The sequence below is a fragment of the Bradyrhizobium sp. DOA1 genome, assembly GCF_001593325.1.
In the GTDB taxonomy this organism is placed as follows: Bacteria; Pseudomonadota; Alphaproteobacteria; order Rhizobiales; family Xanthobacteraceae; genus Bradyrhizobium.
Genome location: NZ_JXJM01000001.1, coordinates 2,679,292 through 2,698,782, shown reverse-complemented (window position 1 = coordinate 2,698,782; position 19,491 = coordinate 2,679,292). Strand labels below are relative to the sequence as shown.

The window sequence follows — 19,491 nt, the reverse complement described above, 5'->3', positions numbered from 1 at the left end:
GCCGCCAGGCGCGGATATAATGCGAGCATTCGCTCGCTTTTTCTACTCGCATTCGGGAGCGCAAGCCCGTGGCGCGCAAACCGCCGACAAATCCGCGGAAAAATGCCTCGCAAGCACGATCGCGCGCCACCGTCGACGCGCTGGTCGAGGCCACCGCTCGCATTCTGGTCCGCGAAGGTTTCGAGAAAGCCAGCACCAACCGCATCGCCGAGATCGCCGGCGTCAGCGTCGGCTCGCTCTACCAATATTTTCCCAGCAAGGAAGCCCTCGTCGCCGCCGTGATCGAGCGGCACAACGACGAGATCATGACGATCGTCCGCGCCGCCTTCATCGAGGTCGCGGACATGCCGATCGAGAAAGCCGTGCGCCGCCTCGTCACCGTCGCGATCGAGGCCCACCACATCGACCCCGATCTGCACCGCATCCTCGCCGAGCAGATCCCGCGCATCGGCCAGCTCCGGGATGTCGAAGCGTCAAACCGCGAAGTCCACACCCTCGTGCGCGCCTATCTCGAACGCCACCGCAAGCAGATGCGCAGGATCGACCCAGACCTCGCCGCCTTCGTCTGCGTCAGCGCGATCGAGTCCGTCGCGCACAACACCGTACTGAGCGGGGCGGAGATGCTGTCGGAGAAGATGGTGCGGACGTTGGTGGACGAGACCACGCGGATGGTGGTGAGGTACTTGAGGTAGGCCGGCGCCAAGCCAAGGCGCCTGCATTTAAATATTTAATAATTTAATTTTTGGCATAATTAAATAGCGTATCATTTGAGATAAGTGAAAGCGGGACGCTCTTTCTCGCGAGGTCGGTATGCAATCACCGTTTTGAGCGTGCTAGGGAACACCGCCTCATGAGCCTGCATTGTCGGCGTGATCTTCAATTTTGTTCATGAGGTCGACAATGCATCTTCTCGTCAGAATGGTAGCGATTGCGACAGTACCTGCTTGGATCGGATTGAACGCGGACTCTGCTGCAGCACAAGATTTTCTTGACCGATGGTCCATCATTCCGAAAGCTGACGCAGCGCCGGCGCCTGAGAGGCTCGAACAGACCAAGAAGGATCAACCGGAGACTCTACCTCCAAGCAAACAAGAACCATCGGCTGATGGCTCGGGCATGCGATCCTTCAATCGAGTCTTTTCGGGGAAGGCCTCCTATTATTCGTATTCCAAAGGCAAGACGGCGAGCGGTTCGTCGTTCAATCGCAATCACCTGACAGCAGCGCATCGCAGCCTGCCGTTCGGCACCAAGGTCCGCGTGACCCATGGCGGAAACAGCGTCATCGTGACGATCAATGACCGAGGCCCGTTCATTCGTGGTCGCGTCCTCGATCTCTCGCTCGCTGCCGCGCGCAGCTTGGGGATTACGGATCGCGGCGTAGCTCACGTCCGTGCCGAAGTGTTGTAGCGGATGACTTTTGAAGCGCCGAAACACGAATAGCCCGACGCTACCGTGGATATGGCCCTCAAGGCTCACCGCCTTCATCTGCGTCAACGCGATGAAGGCGGTCGCGCACAACAATCCTTAGCGTGCCTTTATGGGAAACCAGCCGTCGTATGACGAGCAGTCCATCGTCGATGCTCCGCTGTGCCGGTTGTTTCGGCCGGTCAGAAGCAGACCGTCAGGCTTCCTTCTTCTTCACACTGATATTGCCGTCGCCTTCAATATACGCCTCCACCACGTCCGAGGGGCTCGCTATGCCCTCTTCGCGAAGCTTGCTCATCAACTCATCCATCGTCACCAGCTCCTGCCGCATGTGGCGTCGAAGGACCTGCCCGTTCTTGATGAGAAGGAGCGGCGCGGGCCGAGCAAGCCGCTCCACGAAAGGCACGTGATACCCGACCCAATCGATGGCAAGATTCCAGAAGATGATCGTGGCAACGAGCACGATACCTTCCGTGATCGAGCGGTATTCACCCGCCATGCCATTTTGAGCCGCGTCCGCCAGAAGGACGACGAGAAGCAAATCGGGAATGCTGAGACCGCCGGTCTGCCGCTTCAGAATGAAGCGCATCAGCGTGAAGATGCCGAGATACATGATGGTGCCCCGGACGATCATTTCCATGACGGAATGCGTCGGGACGAAGATCTCGTTCCACGGTATCTGAAACATGTTGCCCTCGCACAAGATGAAAGCGTCCTGCTATCACGCCATCAGCATCACTGAGAACGCGACAGGAAGACGTCTTCACATAGCTCAGGCGAAGTGCGGAGCTGGAACTGAAAACGAGAAAAGGCTCGCCACTCCGGGTGAATGGCGAGCCTCCGAGACTTAGCGTCCCTTCGATTTCGGATCGTTCATCGTTGCGCCAGGATTGGCTGAGCTCGGGCTGCTCGAGGCTCCCTGACCAGTCGTGGCCGCGGGTGAGTCACCGCCACCTCCGGTTCCCCCAGCGCCGCCTGCGGAGCCGCTGCCGGAGCCTCCACCGGCTCCAGCGCCCGCTCCTGCTCCTGCTCCTGCTCCGCCCGCTCCTCCGGCGCCTCCGCCGCCAGCTCCGCCAGCGCCTTGTGCCGTCGCCGCGGCGATCGAACCGAGAATGAATGCTGCTGCCAGCGTAATTTTCGCAACTCTCATGGTGTTTCCTCCGTTAAGGATGCTTGCCAACGGAGGTCTTTGCACCTCGTTCCTAAGTCAGGTGCGACCGATTGCAGCCGCGACGGCATGCGGCGATCCCGCGCGACCGCCGGGCCGGAACCTTCGAAACAGAACGATCTGTCACATGCGCAGCGGCTTTCCGGAGAAAACAACAGCATAGCGCGATGACGATCCATCCAAATCTCAGCGGTGCCCGCGCTCCTTGAGTTCGCGGATCCGCCGTCCAATTTCGATCGCCCTCTCCCGCGCCCAGAGTTGATCGTACGCCGCGGCCTCGTGCCTGACGAGATCCTCCGTCGTCGCTCCCTGGACGATCTGCTCCCTGTTCTTCTGGCTGCAGACATGAGCAACGAGCCCGGCGGTCTTCTGCTGCTCGTCTGGAGTTTGACTGGACAACTGCGCCAGGCTCTCTCGCCACAGACAATCCTCGCGCGCGATCTCGTCGCGAATGATCTGCATGAGGCGATCAGCTTCTCGATCTTTTAGCCCCTCACCGGCCAACGCAGACGACGCGATCAGCACGAACGTGCAGAGCAGAGCGATTCGATCCATTCCTCATCCCGCAGGCTGTCACGATGACACCATAGGCCTGTTTTGCCCGACGGATCAAAGCGCTTCGGAAAAACGACATTCCGTCAATGACATCGCTACTGTGCATGGGGTTGTTTTCGGGCATTGTGGTTTGTCGCCCCCCGAAACGGCGCTTCACCGCTGATAGCCGCGCGCGTATCCCGGCCGGAGCAGGCTTCCCCGCCCCCGGTCGATCCACCCGACAGATGTTTTGGAAAAATGGTCGGAGCGAGAGGATTTGAACCTCCGACCCCTAGTCTCCCAGTGACATACTCAGACTGCAGCATTCTGTAATCCCTTCATTAGGTTAGCTGACCTTGCGGCTGGTGGTTCGGGACTTCTTTCGGGACTTCTGCATTGCATCCACGCCAGCTGCGACCTCGTCGTCGACGACGTGGGCGTACTTGGTGGTGGTCTTGATATCCGCGTGGTTGAGCGCCCTCTGTACCAACTTCAGGTTCTTGGTTTCCCGGAGAAGCTTGGTCGCGAAGTCGTGCCGGAAGTCGTGGAATCTGAATCCGGAGACGCCGGCAGCGGCCCTGGTCCGCTTCCACACGGTCTTCAGCCCATTGTAGGTGATTGGGTATCGCTGGCCTCTCACAAGACCGGCGCTCTTTTTCGTGCGCTTGGCCACGTAGGTGAACACCGCCTCGGGATGGTGCCCGCGCAACGGCCATAGGATCTGCCGGATTGCGTCGGTAATAGGCACAGATACGCGCTTGTCACCCTTCCCCGCCTTCTCGATCTTGCGGGCGTCCCAATTCACCTCTGACCAGCACAAGAGGCACTCATTCAGTCGAAGGCCTGATGCGCTCGCCAGATCGAAAGCGGGCCGGTAGTCGTCTCGTGTAGCATCTTCTAGTCTCTCCGCCTCATCGCCGCGAAGCTCGCGAACGATCTCTTGCGGTTCCTTCAGCCAATGCTGCTTCCAGTTAGGCTCATGGTCGAATCGGATGCCCCAAGCCTTGGCGCGAGTGAACAGCTTCTTCAGGACCTCGGTAGTGCTGCGGTTGACGGTTGCGGGGGCAATCAAAGGAGCTGCCTTCTTTTTGCCTTTGCCGTGCCGGGTGACTTGGTGCCCCCTGCGCCAGGCAACCAGTCTTGCGACGTCGTCGTCCCTGATCTCGCTGAGCAGTTTTGTCGCACCAAAATAATGGATCAGCCGCTCGATATCGCGCCAAGTATTGTCGGCGCCTACGTGGTGCTGGCCGATCTCGTTCCAATATCTGCCAGCTACATCGTCCAGCTTTGTCGACGCCGGAGATACTGCGGTCTTTATAAGCTGTTTCGCTCGGTCGCGTTCGGCGCGCTCGAAGGCTTCAGCCTCGCGCCTGTTCGTGCATCCCGTAGAGCCGTGAAAGCGAGCACCCTTGTGCTGGAAGTCAAAATGGTAGAACGGGCTGTCTTTGTGCTTGTAGACTGACACGGCACGTCCCTCCGCGTTCTGCGCTCGATCAACTCGTCGAGATCCTCTTCAACAAATTTGCGTCGTTGTTTCTTGCTGCCACGCCCCACGTTGACGTATCGTAGCTCTCCGTCGCGCACATAGCCGTTCAACGTCTTCACTGATACGCCTAACCTCTGCGCAGCGGTTCGCGGCGACAGCAGTTGTATCGACATTATCCTGCCCTCGACGAGAGCAGATTTGCGACCGCCAATGTGACTTCCCAATTGACCTCGCTTCTCACCTGAAGAGCGGGCGCGAGCATCTTCTTCCCTAGTCCTTGAAGCTGAAGGAAGTGCAGTTTCTGCACCTTTCCCTCCGCAAAGGGACTACCGGAGATCAGGATGGTGGCTACCAGGGGTACCCCGGCAGCCGTTGTAATTTGAAAGGAGAAAACGGTGTTTTGATCGCCGGAGTCGACTAGATATCTCATAATCGAATCCATCGCTGAGCCGAACGCTCTTAACTCGGAGGCGTCACGCTTCAGAAATTTGCTGAGTAACTGCAACTCAGGATCATCCGTGTTGCTGGATAATTCCGTGTTGTCATCTTCTGGCCATGGCAGAGTGCGGACCGACTCAACGGCAGAAGCGATTTTAGTAATTTCGATTCCGACGCAGGCGGCGCCAATCAACAGTGACACTGCATCCGCCGGAGTCATCGCGGCAGATCCGCGTCCATGCCCCTTTTTCGACCGCAACCCTGCTTCCATTAGTTTACGGTCGTAGTTCTTTACCGTGTTTAGCGGGAGCGCGAGCAGCTCTGCGACTGTGCGGGTCAAGTCACCAGGCGTGACAGCCATGAGGTTTTCCTTCGATCGTGCACAGATAACCTCAGCTCCCATTCAAATGCAATGACTGCAAATAAAAAAATAGCCTATTCCTGTGGATGGTTGCGGAGCACGGCATGCCTCCGCGGGCCCGTAAGACGCCTCCATTCGCCCAACCCGCCGACCAGCACACAGACAGCTTAGAGCGCGAAATAACCCACGATGCCACGCTGTAGACGTGCCGCCAAAAGAAAAGGCCTGCACGCACCGGTCCAGAGAATCCGAGCGTCAATGAAACGGGGATTGAAGGCGAGATGAATGCGCTGCTCTAGACGCCAGACATAGCGCGATCGAGAGACTGTCGGTCTAAGCTTCTAGGACGGAACACGCCTCTGATAAGGCTTTGGTTGAGTACCGCAATCTGCGTGTGAGTTCTGCTATAAAAACCAGCACCGCGAAAGGCAGGTTTTCCCTCTTCAAACAATCCTCTTACGGTGTCGAAGCGGGGGGATGGGTTTTGAGTGGCGGCGTCAGCGACCATATGATGAAGGTGAGTGATCACCGCACAATCCAGAAATCTTAACACCTTATCGCGCTTTGGTAAGCGGCGGCCGTCCTTGTTTACAGGAACGCGGGACTTAGCTTGGCTCTGAACACGCTGCAGATCTTTATAAGCGACGCTCAGATATTCGAGATTCTCGCGAAGGGTAAGGTCGAGGCACTCGCCCAGATCGATGATTGCGCCGACGACGAACGGATCAGAATAGCCGCGATCTCTGGCCCATTCCCATGCTCTTACCGGGTCGCCTTCCCAGAAGTAGACACCCGGGCCGAGCCAATCATATGCTTTTTCACTGGGCGTAAAATCGCCGCCGCGTAGCACGCGGAGGCCAACCTCTCGCTTACATCCGTGGAAGCCTATAGTCAGCGATGTAGCCGAACGGCTCATTTTCGACGAAGAACGCGGCCCCTTTTCTTCAAAGCCACACCGCCGTATTCCTTGGTCAATCCACCACGAGTGTTGTTGATACCCTCTTTAACCAAGAGACGAAGCGCGGCGTTACGGGACAGCTTTTCGCCCGCCCGCTGCTTCGCAACCTTCTTTACAGCAGTTAAAAGTTCCATATTCATCACAAGTCGAATCCTCTCCGCGCCAAGGGAGTTTGCTGAACGTATATAGAACGCAACGCATTGCCAAGGGCCTTCCAAGGCAGTCTGGAACGCGCCACCGCTCCTCGGGCTTCCAGCCTCGCTCGGAAGTAGGCTTACCCTCCGGCTCTCTGCCTTAAGGCGTTGCCGGCCTTGCTCGACAGTTCCAACGACCCAGAGCCCAAAAAGGGCGTGGCAGAGCGCGTCCTGCGCCCGACTTTTGTCGCGTCCACAAGACGCTTGGGGGCACCGGGCTGTTGGCCTTATCGACCGCGTCATGAAGGATTGCGCTGATCGATGCAGCCGACCCGGCCCCAGCCGTTCGGCCCGTACAAGAAACGTGACCAATTCCAGGCGATTTAGGCCATTTCCAGGCGATTTAGGCCATCGTCGGGCGGAGTTCCCACAGGTCGATCAAACGGAAGGCGGCCTCAAGCGAGGAGGCTTTCCCGAGGAGATCGAAATGCCCTTCGAAGCTGGAGTGTCAAAATGGTCATTGTCGTCAGCCCACCCAGTTGATGCCGGCTGCAATCTCCATCTCGTCCATAGCTTCTTGGAGCGCTAGAACAGCGTTCTCCAGGTGCTTGATAGCCCCGTGAGAACCGCGCCCTGGCTCCGTCTCCTTCGACGCTCGCGATCTACTATCAAAACTGACCTGCTCTGCCCCTAAGAGCATCTGGACCTCGGTTTGGGAGGTCGCAAGAATTCGGAGCAGGACTTCGATTTTCGATCTTCTATCGCTGTCCATCAGACTGCCCCCACCGATTCAACACTCGCTGCACCTGGACTGCTGACCACTTACCATTGCGTGGTGTGGTGATGCCCGCCTGGTTAAGCCCATCAGCAATGGCCCGCAGACTCGTTCTTCCGGCCGCCTGTAGCTCAGCGATGATCGGCGCCAGGTCGGTAGCTCGCGCGCTGGCGCGGGCCTGGAGAGTCTCGGCGGCCATTGCCCGGACCTTCTCGCTCGGAATGACACCTCGATCACCTCCGAGCTTGGTCCCTCGCCTCTTCGCAGCTGCCAGGGCGTCCTTGGTGCGCCTGCTGATCATCCGCCGTTCTTCCTCAGCCACCATCGCCATGATCCCCACCGTGAGCCTGTTGGCGTTCGGCATATCGGCAGCGACGAAGTCGACACCGGCCTTCTCCAGGCCCAGAAGGAAGTGAGCATCGCGCGAGAGCCGGTCCAGCTTGGCAATAACCAGCTTGGCGCCGTACACGCGGCAAGCCTTGATTGCCTCCGCCAGCATGGGGCGATCGGTCCGCTTGCCGCTCTCGACCTCGACGAACTCCTTCACCAGCGACCAGCTGCCGCCGTTGAGATACTCCGCAACGCCATTGCGCTGTGCCTCGATCCCGAGACCGGACTTGCCTTGCCGGCCCGTGCTCACGCGCAGGTAGGAAATCCACTTTCCGTCCATACCGGCCCCGTTACAAATCAATCAACCTTCGTTGATTGGTTTGTAACAGGCCGTGAATCGGTTTGCAAGCCTACCGGCAAGTGGTGACGCTCAGCTCTCCACGGCAGCTGAACTCAGCCAATCATCGCAGGCTATAGGTCCAGCGCCGCTCCGTTCACCCTGAGCCATTCCTTCCGCTCACGGTATCGCGGCATCACCTTGTCAACCTCGTTCCAAAAAGCGTCGGAATGGTCACGGTAGCGAAGGTGGCAGAGTTCGTGCACAACGATGTAATCAATGACCGTTTGCGGAGCCATGAGGGATTTCCAATGGAAGTTTAGAGCGCCGCCCACACCGCACGAAGCCCAATGGTAGCCTAGTTCTTTGACAGAAACCTCACCGGTCTCCACGCCAACCAGCGGCGTAAACCTTGCAACTCGCTCAGCGAATACCTGAAACCCTTTCGCCAAATAGAAATCGCGAAACGCCTTGCGCGCTGCGGCCTCCCCTTCTCTGGCAACGAAGGCTTCGGATAACTCCCAACGGCCGTTCTTGAGGCGCAGCGGAACGTCAGCATCGGCGACGAACTTCAATCGATAGGATCGACCAAGATAGGCGAAGCCCTGACCTTGAACCAACGGCCTATGCCGGCGACTGGAGTTCAAATCTTCCCATTCCGCAAGCGAGCGATGCACCCACAAAGCCCGGTCAGCGACTACCTCGCGCACCTTTTCGTCGTCAATTCCGGCGGGTGCGCGAACGACCACGTCACCCGAACGCTCGATCACGATGTCTGCTGTTTTCCTATCGCTACGGATCAGGGTGAACTCAATATCCTGGGCGCACATCTTCATGACCGGAGCAACTCCGCGTGGCGCTTCTCAGCGAGCTTGGTCAACTCAACGGCGATACGCTGGTGCTGATCCTGAACGGGACCGATGCCAGACACCATCAATTCCGTATCGATACTTGCTCTCAAACGGCGCACCTGGTCCGGTTTGCGCCAGAAATCGATAATCGAAACGGCTTCGCGAATGACTCTGACCAACCGGGCAGAGAGCGAGTCCAGCAGGGCAGCGTCCTCGACGGAAAGCGTAGCCCCGTCACCAACCAACTCGAAAAGATTATCACGGAATACGCGTACTTCGAGGGGTTGCTCGGCTATGCCCTCGCCGCGCCCCGCCCGGATCTCCGATCGCAGTTCTTCGTAGTGTTCGGCCAACGCCTTCCAGTCCTCGCCATGCTTGGCGATGAGGGTATCGAGCTTCTCGCTCATCCGTTTGAAGAATGCCGGATCCTCGTCAAAATGGATGGTGCAGTGTTTGCGGATAGCATGCTCCATCTCGCTTGCTTTTGCACGAGAGCTTCCCTGCGCGTGTCCTGTCGCCTGCTCGACAAAATCCGGGTCGAGTAGTTCGACCGGGGGAATTTTGGGGTCAACGCCCAATTCTATCAGATGCTTGTTGATCAACGCGGCGACCTTTGCGCCAACGCCTGCAAAATCGATGGAGTCGTCCTTGAACCGCTCTTTGGTCATGCGCATGAGATAGCCTAGTCGCCTCGCCGGTCCGCGATATTGATGCGCGGCAGCGCCCGGCAGGATGAGATCTAGGCTCATCAGGAATTTCTTGAGATAGACCTCAAAGTCCGCTCGCGCCTGAATCGGTTCAAGCGCGTCGACGGCCTTGTGGACAACGCGAACTTCGTCATCTGGAGTACCCAGCGTGCCGGTGAGGAACGGCTCTATATCGCGCACGCCTAGCCCCTGGAAATGCAGGAGCAGCCGGCGATAGCGTTCTTCCAGGATCGGCAGTTCTGAGTTCAGATTCTTCAGCCCGGCCTGGAGGTCCTCAAGGTCCTCGCTGGCGTAGATTTTCAGTGCGTCGGTGAGGTGGTTGGCAAGGCCGATATAGTCGACGATGAACCCCCGCTGTTTGCCCTGCGTCACGCGGTTCACGCGGGCGATAGCCTGGAGCAGGTTGTGCTCCTTCAGTCGCTTGTCGATGTACATGACTTGCTCGATCGGGGCGTCGAAGCCCGTCAAAAGCATGTCACACACGACCAGGAAGGCGATGCCGGTGTTGGCCTTGTCATAGTCCACAAGATTGAACGGCTTGCAGAAATTCTCGACCGCGTTCCAGTCCCGCGCCTCCTTGCGGGCGGCGGTAATTTCTGCGGCCTCATTGGTCGCGTCCGACGAAACCACGACCGCCACCTTGAGGAAGGCGACTCGGCTGATCAGATCAGCGTCCGGTTCCGGCTTTGCACGTTCCGCTTCCAGTCGTTCCTTCAGCGCCTTGCGCAAGGCGCGCTGGTATCGCACTGCGGCCAGCTTGGAATGACAGACGACCTGCGCCTTGAACGCGTTGGGCAGGATGTTATCGATGTAGTGGCTTACCAGATCGCGGGCGATGGCTCCGATGCGGTTTTCCGCTTCCAGGATATCGCCGGTCGCTCCATACTTCTTCTTAATGGCGAGCAGGTCTTCGGCTGAGCGGTCTGCGAAGAGATCCTCGAATGCCGTGTCAAACTCGGCCTTATCGCGCAGGGCGGTGTTGGCGGTTCGGCCTTCGTAAAGGATTTGCAGGGTTGCCCCGTCTTCGACGGAATCCATTAGCTTGTAGGTGTCGATATATTCGCCAAAGCGTTTCACTGTCCGCTTGCCACCATGCCGCTCGGTGATCAGCGGCGTGCCGGTGAAGGCGACCCGGGCGGCATTGGGGAATGCCTCGAACAAATTGTCACCCATGTCAGACCCTTGCGTCCGGTGTGCCTCGTCCACCATGATGAGGATGCGTGGGGAATCGTTGACGACGCCGAAGCTCTCGGCGCTGGGCGGCGGAGCGTAGCGCCCCAACTTCTCGCGCAAGCTTTCGGAGAGGTCGTCCTTCACCTCTACGAACTTGTGAACCATCACCATGTTCACGTCGGAGGCTGGAGACGCGAGCACCTCGCGCACCGCGGTGCGGCTATCGACCAGGTTGATTTTCCCGCCAATCAGCTTCGCGGTGTTGGATAGCTGGTCTTCCAGATCAGCGCGATCCACCACCATCACGATCTTGACGTCATTGAGGTCACGGCTAGCGCGAAGCATCCGGCCGACGAAGACCATGGTGAGCGACTTGCCTGATCCTTGCGTGTGCCAGACGACACCACTGCGCTCCATCGGTGTCTCGCCACTGCGGAGGCGCTGCAGGATCCGGCGGGCGGCGCGATGCTGCTGATAGCGGGCGAGCACTTTCACCCGCTTGCCGTTGGGCAGGTCCATGAACACCGAGCAGGTGCGGAGCATGTCGAGCAGGCAATGCGGGTTGAGCAGGCCCTGCACCAGTTCCTCTTGCGCGCGGACTTCACCCAGCAGCGGGGTAATCGCGGAAAACTTCTCCGGCCAGATGTTGCGCCACCCATAGAAATGTTCTGGCGCAGAGCTGATCGTGCCGAACTCCGCCGCCTCGCCGCAGGTGCGGATCACGGCGAGGTTGGGATAAAACAGCTTCGGCTCTCCTTCGCGCAGCCCGGCGCGGCCGGTTTCCGGGCGGGCGTCGCGATAGCGCTGCAATTGCACGAAGGCCTCGTGCATCGGGTTCGCGGTGTTGGCGTCGCCGATCTTGGCCTCGATCACCACCAGCGGCAGGCCGTTCACGAATAGCACTACGTCGGGGATGATGAAGCCCTTCACGCACCCCGGCGTATCTACGCGAAACTGGTTGATTGCGTGGAAGCTGTTGCGCTCCGGATTGGCAAAATCGATCAGGCGGACCGTCGGGTCCTTCTCGCCGGTCAGCTCGTTACGGTCCACTTGCGCCTTGAACAACAGCGCTTGCACCGCCTCGTTAGCATCCAGCAGGCTCTTGCCCGGCTGTCGGAAGATATCATCGATCAGCCCCGCCAACTGCCGATCGGTCAGCCATTCGCGGCCACCGGGCAGCGGATTGAGCGCGCGGACGCTGTCGCGGAATACGTGCGGGAGGATCAGATCGCGAAAGCTTGACCGCAGCGAGGCCACTGGGGCCTGGGGGATCATCTGGTGACCCTGGTCGATCACCGTCCATCCGAGTCCAGCAAGCTGGGTCAGCAACGGCTTTTCGACATGGGCGTATTCGCTCATGCGGCTGCTCTTTCGAGCAGCGACGCGACCGATACCTTGCCGGTGAGCAAGTCCTGCATCAGACCGGACTTCTGGAGCGCTAGTTTGGAGACTTCGTCACGCATCATTTGAAGATGGTACGTTGCCTCGCGATAAATTTTGAGAATCCGCGGTTGCTCAGTCATCAAAGGCAGAGGCAATCGCAATTCCTTGAGGGTGGACGATTGAATCGCGTCCATAATCCCGCCCTGAGACCTCGCTCGAAACCACGAAAGAACCCAAGGCGCGTGGTTCAATTGCCAACAAACCAGCTCCGGCAGCACTTTCGATTGATCGAAAGTCATGGTCCAGAGATGCTTGGAGGAGAGCATTTCGCCAAACCCGTCAGGAATGACACAGCAGCGCCCGACGGTACCCATGATCGTAATGACCACATCATCGGGAAGAACGCGATAGCGGGATAGTTCGGCGAATTTGACCGGGGTTACGAAGCGAATAAAATTGGATTTGAAATGCTCTACATGAATGTTGTCAATGCCTAGAAACGGGATGCCCGAAGTAGCGAGCTCATGTTTCAGAAGGGCGCTTCCGAATGGGCCGCTCCGCATGGGTGTTGGAATGGGCGCTAGCAAGCTTTCCAGTTTCGGCGCCTCCCATCCCTTGGGCAGCAAGCCGAGTTCGGTCTGGTGATAGAGGTGCGGAGCTTCTTCGTGGGGCGGTCGAAGTTGGCCGTGTTCGTCAACACCGCGCATGAATAGGTCCTGCATCAACCCTGCGCGCACCCGTTCCTGCTTGGCAATCAATGCATCTGTCATCTCGATCTGGGTGTCGATTAGATCGAGTATCCTGCAAATACGCTCTTGGTGCGCATTATCGGGCGCGAAGAAAGCGAAGTTTTCAAATACATACTGATAGAGGTGATTTATCGTTGAGCCAGCGAGGTTTTGCCGCAAGAATTCATCGAAATGGTGAGATGTCAGAACATGGTAGAGAAACCGGTGCTGAAAGCTGCCATCGGCACAGCGCAGCAAAAAAACGCCGCTGTTGAGAACCGCTTGATCGGGGCAGTCTTGTACATGTGCAATCTTTCCGATGGTGCCGTCCTTTGTGACAAGCAAGTCGCCTTCGCGCAGCTGAATTGGAACGGCCTCGCAAAATCTCGCTTCGCTAACGTGATAGCAATTCGTCCAATTAACGCGACCTCGATCGAAGTCCGTACCCGTTACGAGGTAGGGCCCCTCAAGGCAAAATTCATCAGCTCGCAATCCTTGCCAGCCAATACGGCCGCGCAAGTACGCATTTTCCTTGATCGTATAGCGTTTCCAGCCCTGGCTTTCAGACATAACCTAGCGCCTTAAGATAAGCGTCCAACTCTGCCGCGGCCTTGCTGCGCTGCTTCTCGATATGGCGCACTGTCACCGCATATTTGCCATGCAGCTTCTCGACCTCGGCCGTCACTGTCCGCCTTTCGGCGTCGAGATAGGCGCGGTAAATTTCTAACAAAGTGTTGCGGAAGCGGGCAAGTATTTGGCTACGCGCGGCCTCCAGCGTGATCTTGTCGCGCGCGGTCGCGACCAGCTCCTCGCGCTTCTTTTCTGCGGCGCGCAGCTCCGCCTTCAGCGCCTTCGCCTCATCCTCCAGCGCCTGGTGCCGGGCCAATCGGCTTTCCGCGTCTGCCAGCGCGTCCATCATGGCCTGCCCTTGCTCCGCCAGGGCTCGGACCGGCGCGGCGAAATGCGAGGTGCTGCCCGCCCTGCCGGCCGCGGCCGCTAACTGGTGCACGGCCGCAAAATCGGGACTGCTTAGCTTGCCCAGCTTCGCCGCGGCCTTGGGCAGACCCAGTTCAATGGCCAGATCAGGCGCGGCCCCTTGCGCCGCCCTGACCAGCGCCTTCAGTTCCGCCCCCTGCGTCTTGAGTAGATCCTTCAGCCGCCTGACCTCAGTCGAGGCGAGGACGCCGCTGTCTTCCTCATCTTCATAACCTTCGTCATCGGCAGCGGCAAAAAGCGCCTGCACCTCGCTTATCCGAGCTTGCTTCGCGGTCAACTCCTCGATCAGCTCCGGGAACTCGCTTTCCAAAATTTCGTCGTCGGGAATCAACTCCGCGCCCCAGCCGCTAGCCGCTACCGATTTGAGGTCGGTCTTCAGGCTGTCGATATAGCGCGCCATGGCGCCGCGGATCTGGAAGGGGGTGAGTAAGGTTTCGTCCGCAAAGGATTCCGCAATGCTTTCCATCAGCCCTCGCCGCAGAGCATAGACGTTGTCCGCCTGCCCATTTCCGCTTGCCAGCATTTGCATCATCGGCTCAACGGTGCCCCACCAGGCCGCCAGCCGGTTCATGAAATCCTGATGCGCGGCCAATACGCCAGGATGGGCCTTGACCAGTTCGGCGATGTTGCGCCGTGTGGCGATAGTGGAGGCAAAATCGCAATAGCCCGAATCATCGGGGCGTAGCGAGAAACAGGCTTCGCGCAGCCCGCCATAGTCGAGCCAGAAGCGTTCCAGCGCATCAACTTCCGCCACCGGCACGCCGCCATGGATATGCGCGCGGACATCCTGCGGCTCGGGCGGCGGCGCATTGTCGACGTAGCGGCGGATGTTGCAGTTGAACTCTTCGGCCTCGATCTCCGCAATAGGCACGACCCGGGCATATCCTGGCACATCCCGCCGTCGGCGATAGACATCGACAATCTTCGCCATATCCTCGGGTCGCAGGAAGTTCTGCGCCTTGCCTTCGCGATATTCCCGGTCGGCATTGATGAAAAGCACATCCTTGCGGGTCTCAGCTCGCTCCTTGTTCATCACGAGAATACAGGCTGGAATGCCCGTGCCATAGAACAGGCTGGGTGGCAGGCCAATGACCGCATCGAGCCAACCCTGCTTGATGAAATGTTCGCGCGCGTCCTTTTCCTCGCTGCCGCGAAACAGCACGCCGTGCGGCATCACGGTGGCCATTCGGCCATTGCTCTTGAGCACCGCCAGCATGTGCTGGACGAACATCAGATCCGCCTTCTTGCCCTTTTCTGGCATCCATTTGGTGAAGCGGCCTTTGAACTCCATGTCGTTGGCGCTGTAGTTCTGGCTGAACGGCGGATTGGCGAGCACCCGGTCGAAGCGGGTCAGCTCGCCATCGTCAGCCCGGTGCTGGGGTTTGGCTAGTGTGTTTTCCTGCCGGATGTCCGCTGACTGGATATCGTGCAGGATCATGTTCATCCGGCAGATCGACCAGGTCGTGCCCTGCGATTCCTGGCCGGCGAGCGAGAGGTTATTCGGGTCTCCGCCGTTGTCGCGGACATAATCGCGCGACTGGATCAGCATGCCGCCCGAGCCGACTGTCGGGTCATAGACGCTCATGCCCGGCTGCGGATCGACGATCTCGACCATGGTACGGACGACATCCGCGGGGGTGTAGAACTCGCCCGCCTTTTTGCCGGCCGAGTCGGCAAAGTATTTGATCAGGTATTCGTAGGCGGCGCCAAGCAGGTCTGGGAACTCGAAATTCTCATCGCGCAAAGGGATATTTTCGAAGACCTGGATGAAATCGACCAGCGTGTCGTCGCTAAGCGTGCGCTGCCCGATCTTGCGGTTGAAATTGATGTGCTCAAGCACATCCTCAAGCTGATCCTTGTTGTGCCGTTCGAGCTCTCCAAGAGCGGTATTCAGTCCGTTGCCCACGTCTTCCTTAAGGTGACGGACGGTCGCCCAGCGAGCTTGGGGCGGCACGTAAAACGTATACTGATCCCGACTTTCCAGCAGGGCTTCGAGGCGCTCGCCATCAAGGCCCCGAGCGCGCAGAGTGGCGGTGAGCTTCTCGCGCTGCTGATCAAACAGGTCACTGCATCGCTTCAGGAACAGAACACCGAAGATGTACTCCTTATACTCCGAGGCATCCATGTTGCCGCGAAGCTCGTCACACGCCTTGAAGAGCAGACTCGTTAGCTGAGGAAGAGTTAGTTTGGTCATTTGAACCCGATTGCGCCTGTGTCGATGACAATCCATTCTTTCAAAAAGAACTGATTATCTTTTTCCTCGTAGTTTCGCCGCTTACCCCGATCAACTGGCCCGCTTACCCCGATCAACTGCTTGCTCTTCCGCGGGCACAGCAAACAAATCGAAATCTGTTGGCTAACTTGATTCTATCCATTGAATTCAAACGATATTTTTGGCCATCAATTTTGCTAGCAGTGATACACAGCCATAGTCCAGCACATCCTCAAAGTGATCGTACTGGGCTTCGTACCGTTTGTAAGTGGCCCAGCGCATCCACTTCGGTTTCGGTGGGAAATCCCATTCATCTGGATCTAAGTCCCCTATCAGTCGCGATTTGATTCGAGCCTTTCCAGCGTGAGCGCGGTTCGTCGCATCGTTGAATTGGGAATGATAGGCAACTTGTCGGCCCCAGGTCTCTCTGCTGCAAAATCGGGTCGCGCCCGCTGGCCTCCACAGGACAGACGCCAGGCGGTTCATGGCAGGGCACACAAAATACCATTGCCGCCCGCCGAAATGGCGAGGACGCGAAACGAGAATGACTTGCTGGTCCAAGCTGCCAAGCTGGATGCGAAGCCAGCCTTCGGCTTGGCCGCTCATATCTGCGCTAATCACGCCAGTGGCAACTTCACCCCAATACGAGTGCGTCCAGGTAATGCCCCGAACGCCGATATTCGCGCCTGGCTTGACGAATTGCTTCCGAGCAAGACGGTTCAGGTCCAGCTTCAGGCCGTCCTGCAAGCAAACTCGTACTCTCGATCGCGGCATTTTGGCGCTGCCTATTCGATTATTTGCCTGCTCGTATCCTTCATTGCAGCAAGCAGCCTCGAAATTCCGCGCCGGCGTGCAATCGCGTCTGCACTGTACCGGCCGTGCTTGAAGGCGTTTCTGTTGCCCTTGGGAGCGCCTGGAGACCGCCCGCCATGCATCCGGCACCTTCCATTACTCATCGCAGGTGACTGGCAAGGGTTGCCCGCTCGAGTCCGCGCTCCGCATCTCTTCGCGCGGTGCATATCCAAGTGCATGGGGTTGATCCTCCGTTTTCGTCCCGACCCTGCCCCCCGAGGGCTCGACCATTCCGACCACTGCCTGCCCGCCCGCATGAACGTGGACGTGCTCAACCGTGACCCTTTGCTGACCTTTTCCGCGATGGCGGTTCAAGGCTTCGAGCAAGGCCGCATAGGTGCGCGACAGCTTGCTGGCCTGGGCGAGGTTTTCGCGTCGCCCCTCGAAGGTCTGTTCGCCGATCATGGCGCGCCGGTAGCATTCCATCGCGGCATTGTGAGCGGCTATTAGCTGCGCCGCCATCATGCCTTCCAGCTCGTCCTTCGGCCCAATCCCGGCAAGCGCGGCAAGGGTGGCATTCAATTGCTTGTCGCGGTCTTCCTGGCTGGAGTTCTTCACCCAGTGCGACTGGAGGGCTTGATTGGCTAGAATATTGTTCCAGTGATCCGATTGCGATCCGCCAAGATCTTTCAGCCGCCCTTTTCGGTCCTCGGGTTCGTCGGCGGCCAGTGTTGTCGGTGCGTTCATTCACGTCCTCTCGAAAGGCTCGCTGCGTAATCCTCATTCAGAAGGCATCGCCACAGCGCACACAGCGCAGAACAGCGCATTTCCCTATAGAAGCTTCATTGGCCACCAACCCTCTATTGGAAAGTGTGCTGTGGTGCGCAGTGCGCTGTGGTCAGTCCACCTTGATCCACCACCTCTTGCCCTGCCAGTCGGGCTTGCCGTCGTTGTCCCGCTTCCAGCAGAGGTGCTCCATGATGCCGGTGATCCGGCGCTGGTCCGCCGTGCCGATCCTGGCGGCCTCCATGAACAGGGCCTCTTTGGCGACCTGACCGACGGTTACCTTGTGCTGGGTCGCGAGGTAATTTTCGATCGGGTCCTGCCAGGCGTCGGCTTCGAAGCGCGCCTCCTGCTCCGGCTTGATATGCTGCCGTTCGAAATTGCGATCTGGCCACCATGGCTCGCCCTCTTTGTAGAGGTGAACCGCCTCCGCGAAAAGTTGCTCGCGATCTTCAGCTAACCCTGCGGTATCAATCTGCCCAACTTTGACGGGCCAAAACCGACGTCCTCCAGTTTCGTCTCTGAGATACGCGTCCTTGTTGGTGGTGCCGATGAACACGCACTGCCGAGGCTCGGTGACCTCGAAGCGGCCGTAGCTCGGCCGGTATCGCTCGACCTGCCGCGTGATGAACGCCTTGAGTTGCGCGCTTTCGGCGCGGTTCAGGGCGTGCATTTCCCCGATTTCGATCAGCCACTTGCCACGGAGATGTTGGGAGACGTCCTTGCCCTCGCCGATTTCGGGAAGGTTGTCGGAGTAATAGTTGCCGCCCAGTATGGCGCAAGCCGAGGACTTCATCGCGCCCTGGGTACCCTCCAGCACCATCATGTAGTCCACCTTGGCTCCGGGTTCGCAGATCCGGGCGACCAATGAAATCAGGAACATCTTCCCGATCGCCTGGGTGTAGGGATTGAGCGCGGCGCCAAGCTTGGTCGTCATCCATACGTTGACGCGCTTCTGGCCATCCCAGATAAGGCTCTGAAGCCATTCACGGATCGGGTGGAAGCTGCGCTCGCGGGCCCAGGCATTGACCGCATCGCGTACCGTATCGCGGGCGATCCTGCGGATGCCAGCCTTCTGAAGGTACTCCGTCAGTATTGTGACGTCCTCCTCCACCACGGGCCTGCAATTGAACGGCGCGAGCGGCTGGCCGATCTCGTGCAGCAGCATGACGCAACGCTGCATTTCGTCATACGCGAAGGCGTCGCTGATGTTCGGATCGCGCCGGAGAGCGACCAGCGCATTAGTAACTATCGGGAGCGGTTTGCCGTTCTCGCTGATACATTGGGCCAGCCACGTATCTTTGACCGGGAATTGAGCAATGACATTCATCGCGGGCCTCCCGCGAAGGCGAGGCTGGCAATGGTGCAGGTAGTGGCGCAGCAAAAACAGTAGATCCGACTCAGCTTGGCCGCTTGAAGAGCGATCAACAGCGTGTCAGATTCTGCGTTGCTCGTAAGTGAACTCTGCGATCCCGCCCTGTGCCCTTGCTCCCCAGCCGGCACGGGGCTTTTCGTTTCAGGGGGTGCCAACATTCAGCCCCTCCGCAGCGAACGGTTCAAGAACGCACTTCGGGACTATTTCGGGAGTTTCTGCGCCGAACTGTGCAAACCGGCGCCTATTTGTTCTTATTCGACGGCGGATTGATGCTGGCGCCGAAAACAAAAACCCTTTCAAATCAAAGGGCTTGATGGTCGGAGCGAGAGGATTTGAACCTCCGACCCCTAGTCTCCCAGACTAGTGCGCTAACCGGGCTGCGCCACGCTCCGAATGCCGTTCCATTAGCTAGGATCGCCGCGATGCGCAAGGCGAGGCCGCAGCATTTTGGTGTATCCGCCCAAAGCGGGCCGGAACTGCCCGCCAAGCCGGCGGAAAGCCGCCCCTACCCGTCCTTCAGCGCCTGCTCCAGCATCTCCCGGCAG

At 58.6% G+C, this 19,491-nt stretch carries 17 protein-coding genes, 1 tRNA gene and 1 pseudogene; 2 read left to right on the top strand and 17 right to left on the bottom strand.

Annotation, left to right across the window (positions count from 1 at the left end; all coding sequences use genetic code 11):
• Positions 1-68: 68 nt before the first annotated feature.
• Both SE91_RS12815 and SE91_RS35285 read left to right on the top strand, forming a co-directional pair.
• Entirely contained in the window at positions 69-692 is a 624-nt protein-coding gene (locus tag SE91_RS12815; RefSeq protein ID WP_061847847.1) for a TetR/AcrR family transcriptional regulator, read from the top strand.
• A 208-nt stretch (positions 693-900) separates the two neighbouring features.
• A complete protein-coding gene (locus SE91_RS35285) occupies positions 901-1,407 on the top strand; it encodes a septal ring lytic transglycosylase RlpA family protein (RefSeq protein WP_245318443.1) in 507 nt (168 codons plus the stop codon).
• A 214-nt stretch (positions 1,408-1,621) separates the two neighbouring features.
• Here the strand turns inward: SE91_RS35285 and SE91_RS12805 are convergent, their stop codons facing one another.
• From SE91_RS12805 to SE91_RS12735, 17 genes and pseudogenes are all read right to left on the bottom strand, one after another.
• Positions 1,622-2,065 (bottom strand): DUF421 domain-containing protein, encoded by a 444-nt coding sequence (locus SE91_RS12805; protein ID WP_236840726.1) that lies wholly within the window; start codon positions 2,063-2,065, stop codon positions 1,622-1,624.
• Between the two features lie 714 nt (positions 2,066-2,779).
• Positions 2,780-3,148: a hypothetical protein gene (locus tag SE91_RS12800; protein WP_061847846.1), complete on the bottom strand. Its 369-nt coding sequence runs from the start codon at positions 3,146-3,148 to the stop codon at positions 2,780-2,782.
• 325 nt (positions 3,149-3,473) lie between these two features.
• On the bottom strand, positions 3,474-4,592 hold the full coding sequence (locus SE91_RS12795) for a tyrosine-type recombinase/integrase (RefSeq protein WP_061847845.1): 1,119 nt from the start codon (positions 4,590-4,592) through the stop codon (positions 3,474-3,476).
• A 29-nt stretch (positions 4,593-4,621) separates the two neighbouring features.
• Positions 4,622-4,786 (bottom strand): annotated as a pseudogene (locus SE91_RS38250) (helix-turn-helix domain-containing protein); the annotation flags it as partial.
• Complete coding sequence (locus tag SE91_RS12790; protein ID WP_156489591.1) at positions 4,786-5,412, bottom strand: hypothetical protein; 627 nt, start codon at positions 5,410-5,412, stop codon at positions 4,786-4,788. The gene SE91_RS12790 and the pseudogene SE91_RS38250, both read right to left, overlap by 1 nt.
• 295 nt (positions 5,413-5,707) lie before the next feature.
• A complete protein-coding gene (locus SE91_RS35270) occupies positions 5,708-6,262 on the bottom strand; it encodes a hypothetical protein (RefSeq protein ID WP_245318442.1) in 555 nt (184 codons plus the stop codon).
• Between the two features lie 62 nt (positions 6,263-6,324).
• Positions 6,325-6,510, bottom strand: a complete 186-nt coding sequence (locus SE91_RS36210; RefSeq protein WP_156489590.1) for a hypothetical protein — start codon at positions 6,508-6,510, stop codon at positions 6,325-6,327.
• Positions 6,511-7,262: 752 nt separating this feature from the next.
• Complete coding sequence (locus SE91_RS12775; RefSeq protein ID WP_061847841.1) at positions 7,263-7,949, bottom strand: recombinase family protein; 687 nt, start codon at positions 7,947-7,949, stop codon at positions 7,263-7,265.
• A 131-nt stretch (positions 7,950-8,080) separates the two neighbouring features.
• Positions 8,081-8,782, bottom strand: coding sequence for a M48 family metallopeptidase (locus tag SE91_RS12770; protein ID WP_061847840.1), 702 nt, complete (start codon positions 8,780-8,782; stop codon positions 8,081-8,083).
• The gene (locus tag SE91_RS12765; RefSeq protein ID WP_061847839.1) at positions 8,779-12,036 is read right to left on the bottom strand and encodes a type I restriction endonuclease subunit R; all 3,258 of its coding nucleotides are present in this window, start codon (positions 12,034-12,036) and stop codon (positions 8,779-8,781) included. The genes SE91_RS12770 and SE91_RS12765 overlap by 4 nt, the downstream gene beginning before the upstream one ends.
• Entirely contained in the window at positions 12,033-13,358 is a 1,326-nt protein-coding gene (locus SE91_RS12760; protein WP_082813715.1) for a restriction endonuclease subunit S, read from the bottom strand. Before SE91_RS12760 ends, SE91_RS12765 begins: the two co-directional genes overlap by 4 nt.
• Positions 13,351-15,978 carry an HsdM family class I SAM-dependent methyltransferase gene (locus tag SE91_RS12755; protein WP_061847837.1) on the bottom strand — a complete coding sequence of 876 codons (2,628 nt, stop codon included), beginning with the start codon at positions 15,976-15,978 and terminating at the stop codon, positions 13,351-13,353. The genes SE91_RS12760 and SE91_RS12755 overlap by 8 nt, the downstream gene beginning before the upstream one ends.
• Positions 15,979-16,164: 186 nt before the next feature.
• Complete coding sequence (locus SE91_RS12750; RefSeq protein WP_245318441.1) at positions 16,165-16,743, bottom strand: hypothetical protein; 579 nt, start codon at positions 16,741-16,743, stop codon at positions 16,165-16,167.
• Between the two features lie 38 nt (positions 16,744-16,781).
• Positions 16,782-17,015, bottom strand: coding sequence for an HGGxSTG domain-containing protein (locus SE91_RS38015; RefSeq protein ID WP_283806234.1), 234 nt, complete (start codon positions 17,013-17,015; stop codon positions 16,782-16,784).
• Complete coding sequence (locus tag SE91_RS12745) at positions 16,945-17,535, bottom strand: hypothetical protein (protein WP_061847835.1); 591 nt, start codon at positions 17,533-17,535, stop codon at positions 16,945-16,947. Before SE91_RS12745 ends, SE91_RS38015 begins: the two co-directional genes overlap by 71 nt.
• A gap of 151 nt (positions 17,536-17,686) precedes the next feature.
• Positions 17,687-18,901 carry a virulence-associated E family protein gene (locus SE91_RS12740; protein ID WP_061847834.1) on the bottom strand — a complete coding sequence of 405 codons (1,215 nt, stop codon included), beginning with the start codon at positions 18,899-18,901 and terminating at the stop codon, positions 17,687-17,689.
• 359 nt (positions 18,902-19,260) lie between these two features.
• Positions 19,261-19,338 (bottom strand) — tRNA-Pro (locus tag SE91_RS12735).
• Between the last annotated feature and the right edge of the window lie 153 nt (positions 19,339-19,491).

What these genes read in the sequence shown, in the direction of transcription:
- SE91_RS12775 (WP_061847841.1), bottom strand. Translation starts at nt 7,949, where the DNA reads ATGGACGGAAAGTGGATTTCCTACCTGCGCGTGAGCACGGGCCGGCAA.
- SE91_RS12790 (WP_156489591.1), bottom strand. Translation starts at nt 5,412, where the DNA reads ATGGCTGTCACGCCTGGTGACTTGACCCGCACAGTCGCAGAGCTGCTC.
- SE91_RS12770 (WP_061847840.1), bottom strand. Translation starts at nt 8,782, where the DNA reads ATGAAGATGTGCGCCCAGGATATTGAGTTCACCCTGATCCGTAGCGAT.
- SE91_RS12755 (WP_061847837.1), bottom strand. Translation starts at nt 15,978, where the DNA reads ATGACCAAACTAACTCTTCCTCAGCTAACGAGTCTGCTCTTCAAGGCG.
- SE91_RS12805 (WP_236840726.1), bottom strand. Translation starts at nt 2,065, where the DNA reads ATGGAAATGATCGTCCGGGGCACCATCATGTATCTCGGCATCTTCACG.
- SE91_RS12765 (WP_061847839.1), bottom strand. Translation starts at nt 12,036, where the DNA reads ATGAGCGAATACGCCCATGTCGAAAAGCCGTTGCTGACCCAGCTTGCT.
- SE91_RS36210 (WP_156489590.1), bottom strand. Translation starts at nt 6,510, where the DNA reads ATGAATATGGAACTTTTAACTGCTGTAAAGAAGGTTGCGAAGCAGCGG.
- SE91_RS38015 (WP_283806234.1), bottom strand. Translation starts at nt 17,015, where the DNA reads ATGCACCGCGCGAAGAGATGCGGAGCGCGGACTCGAGCGGGCAACCCT.
- SE91_RS12800 (WP_061847846.1), bottom strand. Translation starts at nt 3,148, where the DNA reads ATGGATCGAATCGCTCTGCTCTGCACGTTCGTGCTGATCGCGTCGTCT.
- SE91_RS12745 (WP_061847835.1), bottom strand. Translation starts at nt 17,535, where the DNA reads ATGAACGCACCGACAACACTGGCCGCCGACGAACCCGAGGACCGAAAA.
- SE91_RS12740 (WP_061847834.1), bottom strand. Translation starts at nt 18,901, where the DNA reads ATGAATGTCATTGCTCAATTCCCGGTCAAAGATACGTGGCTGGCCCAA.
- SE91_RS35285 (WP_245318443.1), top strand. Translation starts at nt 901, where the DNA reads ATGCATCTTCTCGTCAGAATGGTAGCGATTGCGACAGTACCTGCTTGG.
- SE91_RS12760 (WP_082813715.1), bottom strand. Translation starts at nt 13,358, where the DNA reads ATGTCTGAAAGCCAGGGCTGGAAACGCTATACGATCAAGGAAAATGCG.